Source organism: Sphingobium sp. WR1 (assembly GCF_059693745.1).
Genome location: NZ_JCATID010000001.1, coordinates 224,313 through 241,686, shown reverse-complemented (window position 1 = coordinate 241,686; position 17,374 = coordinate 224,313). Strand labels below are relative to the sequence as shown.

Below are 17,374 nucleotides of genomic sequence, written 5' to 3'. Positions count from 1 at the left end.
GTCCCGCTACGGCCGCCATATTCGTTTCTGCTACAGGAGGGATGACCGATGCGCGCGATGAAGATGATCCTGCTGGCGGGGGCCACCCTGGCCGGAAGCGGCGCCGCCTCTCCCCCGCCTCCCGTCGCGATGGATACCCATGCCATCGCGACCCAGCGCTTCGGCAATGACGCGCCCTGGTATCAGGACCGCATCCCCTTCTTCGAATCCGCCGATCCCAAACTCGACGCCGTCTATTATTATCGCTGGCAGGTGTTTCGTGGCCATCAGCGCGATCTGGGCGAAGAAGGCTATATCACCACCGAATTTTTCGACGATGTCGACTGGCAACGCCATCCCTATGCGAGCCTGAACGACGCCAGCGGCTTCCATATCGGCGAAGGGCGTTGGCTCAACGATCGCCGCTTCGCCGACGACTATATCAATTTCATGTATGGCAGCGGCGGCAATGACCGCCATTTCACCGATCATATGGCGGACTCGGTGTGGGGCCGCTACCTGGTCGACGGCGACCGTGCGAGCGCGCTGCGCCACCTGCCCGTCATGAACCATATCTACCGGCTGTGGGACGACAAATATGACTTCGACAAGGGGCTGTATTTCGTCGAGCCGCTGCTGGACGCCACCGAATATACCGTCTCCTCGATCGACGCATCGGGCGGCAAGGACGGGTTCCGCGGCGGCGACGCCTTCCGCCCCTCGGTCAACAGCTATATGTTCGCCAATGCCCGCGCCCTGTCGAAAATGGCGGAGATGGCCGGGAACAAGGCGATGGCCGCCGACTATGCGGCCCGCGCCGACGCCCTGCAAAAGCGCGTCCTCACCGACCTGTGGTCGGACAGGCTCACCCATTTCATCGACCGTCACCAGTCGCGCAAGAACCCGTTCGTCCATTATTGGGAGCCGATCCGCAACCGCGAGCTGGTCGGCTATCTCCCCTGGATGTTCGACCTCGTCCCCGACGACGCCAGATATGCGCAGGCGTGGGCGCATCTGCTCGACCCCGCCTCGCTCGCCGGCAAGGCGGGTATGCGCACGGTCGAGGCCGGTTACGAATATTATATGCGGCAATATCGCTATCTCGGCAAAGACCCCGAATGCCAGTGGAACGGCCCGGTCTGGCCCTATCAGACGACGCAGGTGCTGCACGGCATGGCCAATCTGCTCGACCATTATCAGGCCACCGGTCCCGTCACCCGCAGCGCCTATATGCGCCTGCTGCGCCAATATGCCGCGCTCCATTATCAGGGGAACCGGCTGGATATCGAAGAGGATTATCATCCCGAAACCGGCAGGCCGATCGTCGGCCTCGACCGCAGCCACCATTATTTCCATTCGGGCTTCAACGACCTGATCATGACCGGGCTGGTCGGCATCCGCCCCCGCGCCGACGATGTGCTGGAGGTGAACCCGCTGCTCCCCGACAGCAGCGATCCGCAGGCGCTCGCCTGGTTCCGGGTGCAGGACCTGCCCTATCATGGCCACAAGGTCGCGGTGACATGGGACGCGGACGGCAGCCATTACCGGCGCGGCAAGGGCCTTTCCATCGAAGTCGACGGCAGGGAGGTCGCCCGCCGCGAGACGCTGGGCCGGATCGAGGTGCCGCTGGCCCGCGCCGCCACGCCCGCGATCGCCCGCCCGATCAACCGCGCCGTGCAACTGGTGCGCGGCCAATATCCGATCGGCTCGGCGTCGAGCAACACGGATGTCGAGAATGTCCATGACGCGATCGACGGCCGCGTCTCGTTCTTTCCCGAATTGCCCAACGGCTGGTCCTCGGCCCCCTCGCCCACGCAGCAATGGTATGCCATCGATTTTGGCAAATCACGGAACCTCGCCCGCGCCGAACTCGCCTTCTTCGCCGACGGGAAGGGTTTCGCCGTGCCGCAAAGCTACCGCCTTCAGGCCTGGGTCGACGGCGACTGGCGCGATATCGCCAGGCCCAAAGGCAGCCCAATCGCCAACGGAGTCACCGACCTGCGCTGGCCCAGGCTCCAGACCGGCAAGGTTCGCCTGCTCTTCACCCAGCCGATGCACAGTGCGACCCGTCTGACCGAATTCAAGTTGTTTGACGAGTGAACAACGAACGACGGACCGGCCCCCTCCATCTGCGGTCCATCCTTGCCATCGACGCCGCAGGCGCCAAGGGGACCAGCCAGCATGTCGACCATCGGGCGCAGGATTTTCGCCGCCGCCTTTTCCGTCATGCTGCCGCGCAGCGCCGCCATGGCGCAGGCCGCGCCCACTTTCCCGCTGGTGCCCGTCAGCCGCGCCAAGCCCGACCGCTCGCCCGAGGCCAAGACCGCCTTCGCCCGCACCGCGCAGCGGCAAATATCTGATCGCCTGCGCCTTCTCCATCCGGGCCAGAAGGGATAGCGCCAGGCAAAAAAGCCCGACACGCAAGGCGTGCCGGGCCAGGAAGAAGTGTCGCCTGCAAGACGATCCTTCGGGTCGCGGGATCGCCCTAACAGCACGCCATCCCGCTTAGAATACCCCGACCGGAATATGTCCCATTTTCAGTCAGTGCCCGCCGTCTCGGCCGCTGCCGCAACGGTGGTGTTCAGGAAAGGCTGCACCCGCAGGCGCGGGAACACCGCCTCCAGCGGCTTGGTGTCGGGCAGCACATAGACATAGCCGCCCCTCTTGCGGAACAAGGGACTGACGCCCTTGGCGTAGAAGAGCTTCGGCACATTGATGCAGCCGAACGTAATGCGATTGTCATCGGCAGTGGCCGACAACATCCGGGCGCGCCGCTTTTCCTTCGGACTGCCCGGCGGGATCGTATGCAGCGCCACGGAGGTTGCATAATCGACCCAGAGCACTTTCTGCTTTCCGGCGGCTACCCCGAACTTGGCCAAGAAGCGGCCCGCGGGCGTGGTTTTCTCCGCAGGGCCGATCTGCGACAGGGACTTGCTGCCGATGCCGGGCGTCGCTTCGTCGCCAGGCGCGATACCGATCAGGACCGGCGCATGTCCCAGCGATTTCCCCTTGGCGTCGAACAGGAAGGCGGTGGCCGCCTTCTTGTCGATGATGATATAGGGCAGTTTGCCATGATCCTTCGATGCGGCGACCCAGTCGGCGACGCGGCTGGCCTCCTCCGACCGGATCGGTTCCCCTTGCTTCTCGCTATCCACTTGCGCGGGCGCAGCGGCCGAAACGGTCCCGGCCGCCATGACAGGTGCGGAGGCGGTCAGTGCAAGTCCGGCCGACGCCAAAAGAACAGGAATCATCGTTTGCGGCACTCGGGAAACGGGCGGCGCCAAAGGGAAAGGCGCCGACCCGGGATCATGGTCTTGTCGTTAACGTTCCCCTGCGGGATCAGTTGCGCGCGCGCTTGCGCTGGGCTTCCTGCATACGCTGCTCGACACTGTCGACGCGGCCGTTGAGCTGTTCGATGCGCTGGGCGTTATTCTGCGCCTGGCCCGATGCCGACTGGGCCTCGGCCAGCGCCTGCTGCGCGGTGCTGTCGGTCGTGTTCAATTTCGTTTCGAGCGCATCGACGCGCTGGTTCACGGTGGCGACCTGCTCGCGCACGAAACCCTTGGTGGCACAGCCTCCCAGAGCCAGCGAACCCACCAAAATCACGCCCAGGGGAGCGATTTTCTTTAGAGCCGGCGACATATTATTCTCCTGTAGTTAACAAAACCGCAATGTTCCAAGCCGAGCGCTGGGGGTTGAACAATAGCGATTCTGTCCGGCTGTGCTTGTCGTCAGGCGAATGGTTGACGCGGCGGAAAGCCAAAAATGCCAGATGAATTGTCGCTGAACCTGAAACCGGCTTTTGTCCCTATCGGCCGATTTTCAACACTTCAGACATGAACGACGGTTCATGAAGATGGAAGGCGCCGCCGAGTCCCGCGACCCGGCTGCGGCATTTTCGCCCTTCTGGCCCGGCGTCAGAATTTCTGGCCGAAGCGGATGCCGAAAAATTGCCGCTTGCCCGTGAAGGCGCGTGACGATCCCGAACAGAAATCGATCGAGCAGAAATGGTCTTGGTGAGTTGCCCGCGCTTGCCGGATGCCCGCGCCCGGCGCGCCGGACACACCGACGGTGGCGGAATTTCGTCCCATGGCCCGCCGGAGGAAGCGCCGGGACCGGCGCTGAGCCGCGGCACGCACGCCTTTTCGAACGCTGCGTCGTCCTTTTTCGCGATAATGGCATCAAGCCCCTTCCCCGCGAGGGCAAGGGATGACACTATGCGTCATGGTGGCGGCATGACCGTCGTGCGGGGACGATGTCGGCGCCATGCCTGTATGTCGATGCTGCCTTTTTGCCCGCTGATCTTCATCATGCCTCAAACGGGCAAGTCGTTCCTTACTGAAAATCGGCGCCGTGACAATTTTCACGTCGAAAACCCGTGTCGTTTTGACGCCATCGGCAAATTTTTACGGTAGCACCGCTCTATTGCACTGTTTTTACAGGCAGCTTCATATTATATTCCTCTTCATGGCGTATTGGTCGGGAGTCGCCAGTGACGAAGAATGAACTGTTTTCGAGCTTCACGACAAAGTTCGACGATCGTCGTCAAGCCGAAATGTCCATCGAGGATTATCTGCTGGGATGCCGCAGCGATCCGTTGATGCACGCCTCCGCGCCGGAACGATTGCTGGCGGCGATCGGGGAACCGGACATCATCGACACGTCGCGCGATCAAAGGTTGGGCCGGATCTTCCTGAACCGGACGATCCGCCGCTATCGCAGCTTCACCAATTTCTACGGCATGGAAGGGACGATCGAGCATATCGTCAGCTTCCTGCGTCACGCCTCGCAGGGGCTGGAGGAGCGCAAGCAGATCCTCTATCTGCTCGGCCCGGTGGGCGGCGGCAAATCCTCGCTCGCGGAACGGCTCAAGGCGCTGATGGAGGTCCACCCCATCTATGTGCTCAAGGCCGGGGACGAACTCAGCCCGATCTTCGAAAGCCCGCTCGCCCTGTTCGACGCCGAACAGCATGGCGATTTTATCGAGGAGAATTACGCGATACCCCGCCGTCGTCTGACCGGGATGATCAGCCCCTGGTGCCGCAAACGGCTGGACGAATATGCCGGCGACCTGTCGCGCTTTTCGGTGGTGCGGATGATGCCGTCGCGGATGCGCCAGGTCGCCATCGCCAAGACCGAGCCGGGCGACGAGAATAATCAGGACATCAGTTCCCTGGTCGGCAAGGTCGACATCCGCAAGCTGGAGATGCTGTCGCAGAATGATCCCGACGCCTACAGCTATTCGGGCGGGCTCAACCGGGCGAACCAGGGGATGCTGGAATTCGTCGAGATGTTCAAGGCGCCGATCAAGATGCTCCACCCGTTGCTGACCGCGACGCAGGAGGGCAATTATATCGGCACGGAGAATATCGGCGCCATTCCCTATAACGGCATCATCATGGCCCATTCCAATGAATCGGAATGGGCCAATTTCAAGAACAACAAGAATAACGAAGCCTTTATCGACCGCATCTACGTCATCAAGGTGCCCTATAGCCTGCAGGCGACCGAGGAACGGCAGGTCTATGAGAAGTTGCTGCGCGAATCCGACCTCAGCAAGGCGCCCTGCGCGCCCGGCACATTGGACATGCTGGCGCGCTTTTCGGTGCTGACGCGGCTGCGCGAGCATGAGAACAGCAATCTCTATTCCAAGATGCGCGTCTATGACGGCGAAATGCTGCGGGAGATCGATCCGCGCGCGAAAAGCCTTCAGGAATATCGCGACGCCGCGGGCGTGGATGAAGGCATGTCGGGCATTTCCACCCGCTTCGCCTTCAAGGCGCTGTCGGCGACCTTCAACCATGACACGATCGAGATCGCGGCCGATCCGGTCCACCTCATGTATGTGCTCGAAGGCATGGTGCGGCAGGAACAATTCCCGGCCGAGGTCGAGGCCCGCTATCTGGAATTCATCAAGGGCGAACTGGCCCCGCGCTACGCCGAGTTCATCGGCAATGAAATCCAGAAGGCCTATCTGGAATCCTATAACGACTATGGCCAGAATCTGTTCGACCGCTATGTCGCCTATGCCGACGCCTGGATCGAGGATCTGGACTTCAAGGACCCCGATACCGGGCAATTGCTGGACCGGGAGGTCATCAACCAGGAATTGTCCAAGACCGAAAAGCCGGCCGGCATCGCCAATCCCAAGGATTTCCGCAACGAGGTGGTGAAATTCGCGCTGCGGATGCGGGCCAGCAACGACGGGCGCAACCCGAGCTGGACCAGTTACGAGAAGATCCGCGAGGTGATCGAAAAGCGGATGTTCAGCCAGGTCGAGGATTTGCTGCCGGTCATCAGCTTCGGATCGAAGAAGGATGGCGAGACCGCGACCAAGCATGACGAATTCGTCGCGCGGATGATCGAAAGGGGCTATACTGAGCGGCAGGTGCGGCGGCTTGTCGAATGGTATATCCGGGTCAAGCAAGCCGGTTGATGGGGGCGCGCGGTTTCAAGGAGGCGGCTCAGCCACCATGCACATAGTCGACAGACGGCTGAACCCGGGGGGCAAGAGCCTGGTCAACAGGCAGCGCTTCCTGCGGCGGGCAAGGGCCTATGTGCAGCAGGCGGTGCGCGACAGCCTGAAGGACCGCAGCATCAAGGATCTGGACAAGCAGGGCCAGATTTCGATCCAGCGCGACGCGATTCACGAACCGACCCTCCACCGCGCCGCGCAGGGCGGCAATCGCGAGCGGGTCTTTCCCGGCAATCGCGATTATATGGAGGGCGACCGGATCAAGCGCCCCGACGGCGGCGCGGGCGCGGGATCGCAGGCGGGACAGGGCGAGGGCAATGACGATTTCCAGTTCGTGCTCAGCCGGGAGGAATTTCTCGACCTGTTCCTCGACGATCTGGAACTGCCCGACCTCGCCAAGCGCCGGCTGATCGGCGGCGCGGTCGACGGCATCAGGCGCGCGGGCTATTCGACTGCGGGCAATCCGTCCAACCTGTCGGTGCCGCGCACCATGCAAAAGGCGCTGTCCCGCCGTCTGGCGTTGCGCCGGCCAAGCAGCGGTGAGCTTCAGCGGATCGAGGAGGAGATCGCCCGGATCGAGGCGCGCGACCCGCCCCTGCCCGACGACGCCGTGCGGCTGGAGGCGCTGCGCGAGGAACGGGCGCACATCATCCGGCGGCGCAACCTGATCGCCTATATCGACCCGGTCGACCTGCGCTATCGCCGGTTCGAGACGGTGCCCAAGCCCGTCGCGCAGGCGGTGATGTTCTGCCTGATGGACGTGTCCGGCTCGATGACCGAGCATATGAAGGATCTGGCCAAGCGCTTCTTCGCGCTGCTGCACCTGTTCCTGACGCGCTGCTACGAGCATGTGGAGGTGGTGTTCATCCACCATACCGACCGGGCGGCGGAGGTGGACGAGCAAACCTTCTTCTACAGCACGGTGACGGGCGGCACTTTGGTGTCGAGCGCGCTCGACAAGCTGCTGGAGGTGGTGAAGGACCGCTATCGCCCCGACGACTGGAACATTTATGTGGCGCAGGCGTCGGACGGCGACACCATGCAGTCGGACAATGGCCGGGTCGTGTCGCTGATGCAGGACGAAATCCTGCCGCTGTGCCAATATGTCGCCTATCTGGAGGTCGGGCGGGAGGAGTTCGCCGATGTCGATATGATCGGCGCGACCACCGGCCTGTGGCAGGCCTATGCCCCAGTCAGCGAGGCCCATCGCCATTTCGTGATGCGCAAGGTGCACCATCGGCGGGAAATCTACCCGGTCTTCCGCGAACTGTTCCAGCGCAAGGGCGTGGCGGAGAGACAGGCATGAAGGCCAGGCTGGCGGACGCGCCGCTGTTCACGGGCAGCGACTGGGATTTTGCGCTCATCAACCGCATCCATGACGCGATCGAGCCGATCGCGCTTCAGGAAATGAAGCTGGACATCTATCCCAACCAGATAGAAATCATCAGCGCCGAACAGATGCTGGACGCCTATTCGTCCATCGGTATGCCACTTTTCTACAAGCATTGGTCCTTCGGCAAGCAGTTCGTGACCAATGAAATGCTGTATCGCAAGGGGCGCCGCGGCCTGGCCTATGAGCTGGTGATCAACAGCGATCCCTGCATCAACTATCTGATGCAGGAAAACAGCGCGACGATGCAGACTCTGGTCATCGCCCATGCGGCCTTCGGGCATAATCATTTCTTCAAGAATAATTATGTCTTCCGCCAATGGACCGATGCGGAGGGGATTCTCGACTATCTGGAATTCGCCAAGCGCTATATCGCCCAGTGCGAGGAGCGACATGGCCAGTTGGCGGTCGAGCGTGTGCTGGACGCGGCCCATGCGCTAATGAACCAGGGCGTGCACCGCTATCCCCGCGTCCGCCCCCGCGACCTCAAGAATGAGGCGGCGCGGGAGGCGGAGCGGCAGGCCTATCGCGACCGCATCTATGACGATCTGTGGCGCACCGTGCCGGTCGGCGCGCGCGCCGATGCGGTGCCCGGCAATGAGCGTCGCGCGGCGCTGGGGCTGCCGCAGGAGAATATCCTCTATTTCCTCGAAAAGACCGGCCCCCGACTCGACAGCTGGCAACGGGAGGTGCTGCGCATCGTCCGCTTGATCGCGCAATATTTCTACCCGCAGCGCCAGACCAAGGCGATGAACGAGGGCTGCGCGACCTTCACCCATTATCGCATCATGACGACCCTGCATGAGCGCGGCCTGATCACCGACGGCGCATTCATGGAATTTCTCCAGTCGCACACCAATGTCGTCTACCAGCCCACCTATGATTCCGGCCATTTCGGCGGTTTCAATCCCTATGCGCTGGGCTTTGGCATCATGTCGGATATCGAGCGGATTTGTCTGGACCCCACGGAGGAGGATCGCGAATGGTTCGGCGACATCGCCGGATCAGGCGATCCGGTCGAGGTGCTGAAGGATATCTGGGCCAATTATCGGGACGAAAGTTTCGTGTCCCAGTTCCTCAGTCCGCATCTGATCCGCCACTGGCGACTCTTCAATATCGTCGATCGGTCGAGCGAGTCGGAATTGCGGGTGGACGCCATCCATGACGAGCGCGGCTATCGGCGGATTCGCCGGGCGCTGGCGCGCGAATATGATATCGGGCGGCAGGAACCGGATATCCAGGTCGTCGATGTCGACCTGGCCGGCGACCGGCGGCTGATCGTGGAACATTCGGTGGTGGACGGCGTCCTTCTGGAGGCGTCCGACGCGACTATGGTATTGCAAAGTCTAGCGGATTTATGGGGCTATGAGGTCGCCTTGAAGGAGGTGGACGCCGAGACGCGCAAGGAACTCAAAAGCCATACCGGACAGCCGGGAGCCAACTGGCTGCGATAGGACGTGTCGCGGCCGGGGCCGTTGCGGCGGGCGGCGAAGATTCCATTTCCAATCGCCGCAGGAAACGTTAAGATTTGCGCGTTTTTTCCGCAGGTGAGGCGCTGGCTGGACACCCGCGAAACAGCAGGAGTTCGTCATGGCAAGTGATCTTACTTCCGCAGAATGCCTGGAACGCGCGCGTATGCATGAGCAGCTTGCAGGCGCCACCGACGACGCTTCGGCACGCAAGATGCATCAGGCAATGGCCGCCGAGTTCCGCCGCCGGGCGGAAACCGGCGTGCTCGCCGGCTCACCGGCGAACCGGCCCATGCTCGAATTGTGCGCCAACCCGGTCTATTGATGCAATTTTGAGGTTCCTCGCCGTTCGGCGGGCGAGGTTCGGTCCCTTCCTCCGCCCTGCCGCGGGGCCGGCTGGATTTTACCGTGCCGGCAGCACCCGCGCCCGACATGCGCCGAAACCGATCGGCACGGCCCCCGCCGCCTCGCCCCGCGCGCGCAGCACCACCTCGTCGCCATCCTCCAGGAAAGTCCGCGTCTCCCCCGTCGGCAGCGCGATCGGCTGGCGCCCGCCGCTGCTCAGCTCCATCAGGCTGCCATAGCCCTCCCGCTCAGGCGCGGAGATGGTGCCGGTGCCCAGCAGATCGCCGGGCTGGAGGTTGCAGCCATTGGACGCATGGTGCGTCACGATCTGCTGCACCGTCCAATACATGGTGCTCGCCGGTCCGCGACTGAGCCGCAGCGGCGCATATCCCCCCTCCCGCATCGCGGCGCTTGTCAGTTCGACCTCCAGCACCAGCGCCAGCGCGCCATGCGCCCGGTCGTCGCCGTCGCTAAGATAAGGGAGCGGCGCGGGATCGCCCTCCGGCCGCGTCGGCTGGGCGATGCGGAAGGGCGCAAGCGCCTCGGGCGTCACCACCCAGGGCGAGATGGTCGAATGGAAATTCTTCGCCAGGAACGGCCCCAGCGGCTGATATTCCCACGCCTGGAAATCGCGCGCCGACCAGTCGTTCAGCAGGCAGAAGCCGGCGATATGGTCCGCCGCCTCCCCGATCGGGATCGGCGTGCCGAGGTCATTGCCCGGCCCGATCCACACGCCCAGTTCCAGCTCATAGTCGAGTCGCGTCGACGGGCCGAAGATCGGCGCATCGGCCTCGGGCGGCTTGCGCTGCCCGCGCGGCCGCACCAGCGGCTCGCCCGACGGCCGCACCGATGACGCCCGGCCATGATAGCCGATCGGCACATATTTATAGTTGGGCAGCAGCGGATTGTCGGGCCGGAACTGGCGGCCGATATTATTGGCATGATGAATGCCGACATAGAAGTCGGTGTAATCGCCGATCCGGGCGGGCAGGTGCATCGCGCAGTCCGCCGCCTCATGCAGCATCGGCTCGACCCGGGCGCGATGCGCGGGATCGGACAGAAGCTCGCTCAGCCCCTGCCGCAGCGCGCGCCGCTCCGCCGCCGGCAGCGCCATCAGTCCGTTCAGCGTCTCCCCGGCGCAGAGCGGCGCCACCTCCGCCGGCAACAGCCCCGCGCTGGCGCAGGCGAACAGGTCCAGTATCTTGTCGCCGATCGCCACCCCCGCACGTTGATGCGCGCCTTCGATCGAGAAAATGCCCAGGGGCAGGTTCTGCACCGGAAAGTCGCCATGCCCCTGCGCGCTCTCGACCCAGCTGGTCAGCCTCGGGTCATGCGTTCCGTCGATCGCCCACCAGCTCATCGCGGCAGCTCGGCCTTGGGAAAGCCCCGCCAGCAATCGTCATAGTCGTCCTGCAACAACGGGGTTTCCATCGCCCAACGGGTGGGACGGAACGGGTATCGGCTCTCGATCATGAAGGCCATCGTCTCCTCTATCTTCTGCGGCGCCAGTGTCGCCGCGCTCGCCTTGCGCCAGCTGTCCACATCCGGCCCATGCGCGCCCATCATATTGTGCAGGCTCCCACTCCCCGGCGCGAAGCCGCCCGCCTTGGCGTCATAGGCGCCATGGAGCAGCCCCATATATTCGCTCATGATATTGCGGTGGAACCAGGGCGGCCGGAACGTGTCCTCCGCCACCATCCAGCGCGGCGGGAAGATGACGAAGTCCGCGTTGGCGGTGCCGGGCGTGTCGCTGGGGCTGGTCAGCACGGTGAAGATGGACGGGTCGGGATGGTCGAAACTCACCGTCCCCATCACGTTGAAGCGGGTCAGGTCGTAGCGCCAGGGCGCCAGAGTGCCATGCCACGCCACCACATCGAACGGGCTATGGTCGATCTCGCTGGTCCAGAGCGCGCCCATATATTTCTGCACGATTTGTGTCGGCCGCCCTACATCCTCGAACGCTGCGACCGGCGTCTCGAAATCGCGCGCATTGGCCAGGCCGTTGGACCCGATCGGTCCCAGTTCGGGCAGGCGGAACAGCGCGCCGTAATTTTCGCAGACATAGCCCCGTCCCACCCCCTCGGGCAGTTCGACGCGAAACCGCACCCCGCGCGGCACCAGCGCCACCTGCAAGGGCGCGACATCGATCACGCCCATTTCGGTGACGATGCGCAGCGCGCCCTGCTGCGGCAGGATCAGCATCTCGCCATCGGCGCTGAAAAAGGCGCGATCGACCATCGACCGGCTCGCCGCATAAAGATGGACGGCGCAGCCCAGGCCCGCCGCGACATCGCCATTGCCCGCGACCGTCACCAGCCCGTCAACGAAGTCGACATCGTCCCCCGCCGCCGGCAGCGGGTTCCAGCGCAGCCGGTTGGGCGAAGGCGGCGCTTCGTCAAACGGCCCAGACCGGATCAGCGTCTCAGCGCTATAGGGCCGGAAGGCCGGATGACCGGCGCTCGGCCGCATCCGGTAGAGCCAGCTGCGCCGGTTCTCCGCCCGCGGCGCGGTGAAAGCCGTGCCCGACAGTTGCTCGGCATAGAGGCCAAACGCGGGCCGCTGCGGCGAATTGCGCCCCTGCGGCAGCGCGCCCGCCACCGCCTCGCTCGCATGATGATTGGCGAAGCCGGGAATATAGGGGCCGGGGAGATAGGTCATCTCGCCTCCTCGCTTACGCATCCACCTTCACGACGCCGCGCCTTATCTGGTCCAGCTCGATGCTTTCGAACAAGGCCTGGAAATTGCCGTTGCCGAACCCTTCATTGCCCTTGCGCTGAATGATCTCGAAGAAGATCGGGCCGAACATATTCTCGGTGAAGATCTGCAACAGGATGCCCTCCCGCTCGACATCACCGTCGATCAGGATGCGGTTCTTCTTCAGCCGCTCCAGATCCTCGCCATGGCCAGGCACGCGCTTGTCGACCAGTTCATAATAGGTCAGAATCGTGTCCTGCAACTTGACGCCCCGCGCCCGCAAACGCTCGACGGTTTCGTAGATATCGTTGGTGGCCAGCGCCAGATGCTGGATACCCTCGCCATGATAGTCGCGGATGAACTCCTCGATCTGGCTCTTGTCGTCCTGGCTTTCGTTCAGCGGGATGCGGATCGCCCGATCAGGCGCGATCATCGCCTGGCTGGTGAGGCCGGTCGCCTTGCCCTTGATGTCGAAGAATTTCTGCTCCTCGAAGCCGAAGAGGGTGCGGTAGAATTCGCTCCACACCCGCATCTGGCCGCGCCGGACATTGTGGGTCAGGTGATCGAGCAGGTCGAGGCCGACGCTGTTCGCCGCCTCCTTCTCCCGCCAGCCCGGAAATTCGGCCCAGTCGGCATAGAGGTCCGCGCCATCCTCGATGAAATAGAGATAGGCGCCGCCAATACCTTCGATGACGGTATCGTCCTCCTCGGTCGCCTTCGCGCCATTGTCGAGCGCCCATCTGAGCGCCGCTTCCGGGTCCGCCACGCGAAACCCCATGGCGCTCGCCGACGGGCCGTGCACGCCGCGGAACGCCGCCACCCGCCCGGCATCGTCGCGGTTCAGCATCAGGTTGATGCGTCCCTGCTTGTAGCGGGTGATATTCTTGCTTGGATGACGGTGCGTCGCGGTGAAGCCCAGCTGTTCGAACTGTGCCGCCATCGCCTCCGGGTCGGGCGAGGTGAACTCGACGAACTCGAAGCCGTTAAGTCCGAGCGGGTTGTCCTGAACGGCAGTCATGAAAGCTCCTCTTCCTTCTTGTTCGCATAGGCCTGGGTGCCGCGCGCCAGCACGCGGTCGCCCGGCAGGATGGTGTCGGGGTCGTGATCGGTCAGCCCCGCCAGCTCGGCATAGAGCGGCGCGAAATCGGTGCCGGCCGTCTGTGCCAGCAGCGCCTCGAAACTGTCGATGACGAAATAGCTCTGCTGGAAATCGTCGATCTTGTATCGCGTGCGCATGATGCGCTTCAGGTCGAAGCCGATCCGGTTGGGCGACGGGTCTTCCAGCGCGAAATGCGATTCGGCGTTGGACGACACGATCCCAGCGCCATAAAGCCGCAAGCCCTCGGCGGTATCGATCAGCCCGAACTCGACCGTATACCAGTAGAGCCGCGCCAGCTTCTCGATCGCGCCCAGCCCGTCGGCGCGCAGCCCGCCCTGCCCATAAGCCTGCATATAATCGGCGAAGACCGGGTTCGCGAGCAGGGGCACATGGCCGAACACGTCATGGAAGATATCCGGTTCCTCCAGATAATCCTCCTGTTCCGGCGTGCGGATGAAGCGCCCGGCGGGAAAGCGGCGATTGGCGAGATGTTCGAAAAAGAGGCGATCGGGCACCAGCCCCGGCACCGCGACCACCTGCCAGCCGGTGGCGCGCACCAGCCGCTCGTTCAGCGCGTGGAAATCGGGAATGCCCGGCCGGTCCATGCGCAATATGTCGAGGCCGGCGAGAAATTCGGGCACGACCCGCCCTTTCAGCATCTGCGCCTGCCGCTCGAACAGCCGGTCCCACATCGCATGGTCGGCCGCATCATAGCGGTCCCAGGCCTGCGGGATGGTCCAGTCTTCCGCCGCATGGGCGGGACGGGTGGCGGCGTCCTTCTGCATGACGCGATGGTCGCAAAGAATCCCCGAAAATGCTTTTCAAAATAATGTCATTATGGCTGATGATCGGCGATTTTTTTCATGATATATCTATTTCATGACCAATTTTTTCGCGCTTGATCCGCTCGACCGTCGCATCCTGACGGAGCTTCAGCGGGATGCCTCGCTCAGCAATGCCGATCTGGCCGAACGGGTCGGCAGCACCGGCCCCTCCTGCTGGCGCCGCGTCCGCGCGCTCCAGGACCAGGGCATACTCCGCCGCGCCGTCTGGCTCGCCGACCCGCGCGGCCTGGGCCAGGGCGTCACCGTCCTCTGCCATGTCCGCATGAAGGAATTTTCGGGCGAGGCGATCGCCGCCTTCGAGGATTTCGTGCGCGGCCATGAACAGGTGATGGAATGCTATTCCATGTCGGGGGAATGGGATTATCTGCTGCGCGTCGTCGCCTCTGACGTCGCCGACTATGAGCATTTCCTGATGCGCACCCTGCTCAAACACCCCTCGGTCGCGGGCGCCTCCTCCCAATTCGCCCTTTCCACCACCAAATATGAAACCGCCCTGCCGGTTCGGGGAGCATAGGCTGGCTTCCACGGCCACAGGCGCTTCGCCAGGCGCATGACCGACCGTCCAGCCCGACCTCCGCACCCCGCACCCATTTTCTCCTTGCTCCCACGGCATTAGAATGCACAAAGCTTGCCAACCGCCTTCGGGCTGCCAATTTACCCCCGCGTGTCACCAATGACCCGCAAGGAATGACAGGATGCACGACGTGACCGCCCCGGACCGGCCGAACCCGGCCCAGCCCCCCGCTCCCAGGGAAGTGGGCGATGGCCTGTCGGTCATCTCCATCGCCAAAAGCTATGACAAGCGCGTCGTCCTCTCCGACGTCTCGCTCACCGTGGGCAAGGGGGAGGTGGTCGGCCTGCTCGGCCCGAACGGCGCGGGCAAAACGACCTGCTTCTATTCGGTCATGGGCCTGGTCCGCCCCGATCGCGGCCGCATCGTGCTCGACGGACAGGATATCACGGGCCTCCCCATGTATCGCCGCGCGATCCTGGGCCTGGGCTATCTGCCGCAGGAAACCTCGATCTTCCGGGGCCTCAGCGTCGCGCAGAATATCGGCGCGGTGCTGGAACTGGCCGAGCCGGACAGGGATGCGCGCGCCGCCCGGCTCGAACAGCTGCTCGACGAATTCGGCCTTACCCGGCTACGCGATTCGTCCGCCATGGCGCTGTCGGGCGGAGAGCGCCGCCGCTGCGAGATCGCCCGCGCGCTGGCCGCCAATCCCTCCATCGTGCTGCTGGACGAGCCGTTCGCCGGCATCGACCCGCTCTCCATCGCCGATATTCGCGATCTGGTGAAGGATTTGAAGACGCGTGGCATCGGCGTGCTCATCACCGACCATAATGTCCGCGAGACGCTGGAGATCGTCGACCGCGCCTGCATCATCTATGGCGGCCAGGTGCTCTTTGCCGGCAACCCGACCGAACTGGTCGCCAATGCCGACGTCCGTCGCCTCTATCTGGGCGAAAATTTCCAGCTGTGACATGACGCACGGTCGCCCCCTTCTTCATGATCGGAGCGGGCGATAATGGCGCTCGGGCCACGCCTCGACCTGCGCCAGAGCCAGTCTCTGGTGATGACGCCCCAGCTCCAGCAGGCGATCAAGCTGCTGGCGCTCTCCAACCTCGAAATCGAGGCGTTCGTCGCGGGAGAGCTGGAAAAGAACCCGCTGCTCGAATCCGGCGACGCGGGCGACGCCCTGCCCGCCCCCGACGGCATAGACCGGGTGGAGGAGCGCCCCATCCTCGCCGCCGAGACCGGGGCCAGCGACGAACTCATCGCCCAGGGGCTGGGCGGCACGGACAGCCCGCTCGACGTCGACCATGGCGCCGACATCTTCATCGACGATGGTCCGGGCGATCGCGCCGATGACAGCAGGGCGACGGCGATGGGCGCGGGCGGCGGCATGGATCTGGCCGGGGGCGGCGGCTATGCCGAGGACGCGCCCGATTTCGAGAGTTTCGCCGCGCCCGAAGTCGGACTTCAGGTCCATCTCATGGACCAGGCCCGCGCCACCCTGTCGGGCATGGACCTCATCATCGCCGGCCAGCTCATCGGCCAGATCGACGAAGCGGGCTATCTGGAGGCGAACCTGCTCCAGACCGCCCATGGCCTTGGCGTCCCGCTCCATGCGGTGGAGCGGGTGCTGGGCGTCATCCACACATTCGACCCCACCGGCGTCGGCGCCCGCTCGCTCGCCGAATGCCTCGCGCTTCAGGCGAAGGAAGCCGATCGCCACGATCCCTGCATGGCGCGGCTGCTCGCCAATCTGGACCTGCTCGCGCGGGGCGCCCTGCCCCAGCTGCGCCGCATCTGCGGCGTGGATGAGGAGGATATGGCCGACATGATCGCCGAACTGCGCGGCTATGATCCCAAGCCCGGCCTCAGATTCGCGCATGATCGCGCCGCTCCGGTGACGCCCGACCTGTTCGTGCGCGCCACCCGCGAAGGCTGGGCGATCGAGATCAACAGCGCCACCTTGCCCCGCGTCCTCATCAACCGCAGCTATTATGTTGAGCTTTCGAGCGGCCCGCAGGACAGGAACAGCAAGGCCTGGCTGGCCGATTGCCTCGCCAGCGCCAACTGGCTCGTGAAGGCGCTCGACCAAAGGCAGAAGACGATCATCAAGGTGGCGAGCGAAATCCTCCGCCAGCAGGAGGATTTTTTCCGCCAGGGCGTCGCGCACTTGAAGCCCCTGACCCTGAAGGCCGTGGCCGACGCGATCGGGATGCACGAATCCACGGTCAGCCGCGTCACCTCCAACAAATATCTCTCCTGCCCGCGCGGCCTCTACGAACTCAAATATTTCTTCACCAGCGGCGTGGCGGCGGCAGGCGGCGACGGTGCGGTGTCGGCCGAAGCAGTGAAAAGCCACATCAAGGCGCTGATTGCCTCCGAAGACCCGCAGGCGATCCTATCCGACGACACGCTGGTCGACCTGCTCCGCGCCAAGGGCATGGACATAGCCCGCCGCACCGTCGCCAAATATCGCGAGGCGATGGGCATCGGCTCCTCGGTGCAGCGCCGCCGGCAGAAAGCGCTCAAGGGCAAGGCGGCGTAGGGGTGGATGCGGTCAGGTG

General features: G+C 63.8%; 16 protein-coding genes. 9 read left to right on the top strand and 7 right to left on the bottom strand.

What is annotated here, in order from left to right:
- Positions 1–48: 48 nt before the first annotated feature.
- Together AC58EF_RS01230 and AC58EF_RS01225 are read left to right on the top strand one after the other, a co-directional pair.
- A complete protein-coding gene (locus AC58EF_RS01230; RefSeq protein WP_497273828.1) occupies positions 49–2,079 on the top strand; it encodes an MGH1-like glycoside hydrolase domain-containing protein in 2,031 nt (676 codons plus the stop codon).
- Positions 2,080–2,160: 81 nt separating this feature from the next.
- Positions 2,161–2,376, top strand: coding sequence for a hypothetical protein (locus tag AC58EF_RS01225; protein ID WP_497273827.1), 216 nt, complete (start codon positions 2,161–2,163; stop codon positions 2,374–2,376).
- Positions 2,377–2,516: 140 nt separating this feature from the next.
- Here AC58EF_RS01225 and AC58EF_RS01220 read toward each other — a convergent pair whose 3' ends face one another.
- The 3 genes from AC58EF_RS01220 to AC58EF_RS01210 all read right to left on the bottom strand — a co-directional run bounded on the left by AC58EF_RS01220 (position 2,517) and on the right by AC58EF_RS01210 (position 4,070).
- Positions 2,517–3,230 carry a hypothetical protein gene (locus AC58EF_RS01220; RefSeq protein WP_497273826.1) on the bottom strand — a complete coding sequence of 238 codons (714 nt, stop codon included), beginning with the start codon at positions 3,228–3,230 and terminating at the stop codon, positions 2,517–2,519.
- 88 nt (positions 3,231–3,318) lie between these two features.
- Positions 3,319–3,621: a hypothetical protein gene (locus AC58EF_RS01215; protein WP_497273825.1), complete on the bottom strand. Its 303-nt coding sequence runs from the start codon at positions 3,619–3,621 to the stop codon at positions 3,319–3,321.
- A gap of 275 nt (positions 3,622–3,896) precedes the next feature.
- Positions 3,897–4,070: a hypothetical protein gene (locus AC58EF_RS01210; protein ID WP_497273824.1), complete on the bottom strand. Its 174-nt coding sequence runs from the start codon at positions 4,068–4,070 to the stop codon at positions 3,897–3,899.
- A 401-nt stretch (positions 4,071–4,471) separates the two neighbouring features.
- Here AC58EF_RS01210 and AC58EF_RS01205 point away from each other — a divergent pair, with 401 nt between their 5' ends.
- The 4 genes from AC58EF_RS01205 to AC58EF_RS01190 all read left to right on the top strand — a co-directional run bounded on the left by AC58EF_RS01205 (position 4,472) and on the right by AC58EF_RS01190 (position 9,638).
- Positions 4,472–6,415 carry a PrkA family serine protein kinase gene (locus tag AC58EF_RS01205; RefSeq protein WP_497273823.1) on the top strand — a complete coding sequence of 648 codons (1,944 nt, stop codon included), beginning with the start codon at positions 4,472–4,474 and terminating at the stop codon, positions 6,413–6,415.
- A gap of 37 nt (positions 6,416–6,452) precedes the next feature.
- Positions 6,453–7,760, top strand: a complete 1,308-nt coding sequence (locus tag AC58EF_RS01200; RefSeq protein WP_497273822.1) for a YeaH/YhbH family protein — start codon at positions 6,453–6,455, stop codon at positions 7,758–7,760.
- Positions 7,757–9,298: a SpoVR family protein gene (locus AC58EF_RS01195; protein ID WP_497273821.1), complete on the top strand. Its 1,542-nt coding sequence runs from the start codon at positions 7,757–7,759 to the stop codon at positions 9,296–9,298. Before AC58EF_RS01200 ends, AC58EF_RS01195 begins: the two co-directional genes overlap by 4 nt.
- A 136-nt stretch (positions 9,299–9,434) precedes the next feature.
- Positions 9,435–9,638 (top strand): hypothetical protein, encoded by a 204-nt coding sequence (locus AC58EF_RS01190; protein ID WP_497273820.1) that lies wholly within the window; start codon positions 9,435–9,437, stop codon positions 9,636–9,638.
- A gap of 78 nt (positions 9,639–9,716) precedes the next feature.
- Here AC58EF_RS01190 and fahA read toward each other — a convergent pair whose 3' ends face one another.
- Genes fahA through phhA form a run of 4 tightly spaced genes read right to left on the bottom strand, consistent with a single transcriptional unit; the run spans position 9,717 to position 14,236 of the window.
- Positions 9,717–11,018 (bottom strand): fumarylacetoacetase, encoded by a 1,302-nt coding sequence (gene fahA, locus AC58EF_RS01185; RefSeq protein WP_497273819.1) that lies wholly within the window; start codon positions 11,016–11,018, stop codon positions 9,717–9,719.
- The gene (gene hmgA / locus AC58EF_RS01180; protein WP_497273818.1) at positions 11,015–12,316 is read right to left on the bottom strand and encodes a homogentisate 1,2-dioxygenase; all 1,302 of its coding nucleotides are present in this window, start codon (positions 12,314–12,316) and stop codon (positions 11,015–11,017) included. The genes fahA and hmgA overlap by 4 nt, the downstream gene beginning before the upstream one ends.
- A gap of 13 nt (positions 12,317–12,329) precedes the next feature.
- The gene (gene hppD, locus AC58EF_RS01175) at positions 12,330–13,370 is read right to left on the bottom strand and encodes a 4-hydroxyphenylpyruvate dioxygenase (protein ID WP_497273817.1); all 1,041 of its coding nucleotides are present in this window, start codon (positions 13,368–13,370) and stop codon (positions 12,330–12,332) included.
- The gene (gene phhA, locus AC58EF_RS01170; protein WP_497273816.1) at positions 13,367–14,236 is read right to left on the bottom strand and encodes a phenylalanine 4-monooxygenase; all 870 of its coding nucleotides are present in this window, start codon (positions 14,234–14,236) and stop codon (positions 13,367–13,369) included. The genes hppD and phhA overlap by 4 nt, the downstream gene beginning before the upstream one ends.
- A gap of 94 nt (positions 14,237–14,330) precedes the next feature.
- Between phhA and AC58EF_RS01165 the strand changes: the two genes are divergently transcribed.
- The 3 genes from AC58EF_RS01165 (at position 14,331) to rpoN (ending at position 17,355) form a co-directional block, all read left to right on the top strand.
- Entirely contained in the window at positions 14,331–14,810 is a 480-nt protein-coding gene (locus AC58EF_RS01165) for an Lrp/AsnC family transcriptional regulator (protein ID WP_497273815.1), read from the top strand.
- A 181-nt stretch (positions 14,811–14,991) separates the two neighbouring features.
- Positions 14,992–15,777, top strand: coding sequence for an LPS export ABC transporter ATP-binding protein (lptB, locus tag AC58EF_RS01160; RefSeq protein WP_497273814.1), 786 nt, complete (start codon positions 14,992–14,994; stop codon positions 15,775–15,777).
- A gap of 45 nt (positions 15,778–15,822) precedes the next feature.
- Entirely contained in the window at positions 15,823–17,355 is a 1,533-nt protein-coding gene (gene rpoN, locus AC58EF_RS01155; RefSeq protein ID WP_497273813.1) for an RNA polymerase factor sigma-54, read from the top strand.
- Positions 17,356–17,374 lie beyond the last annotated feature (19 nt).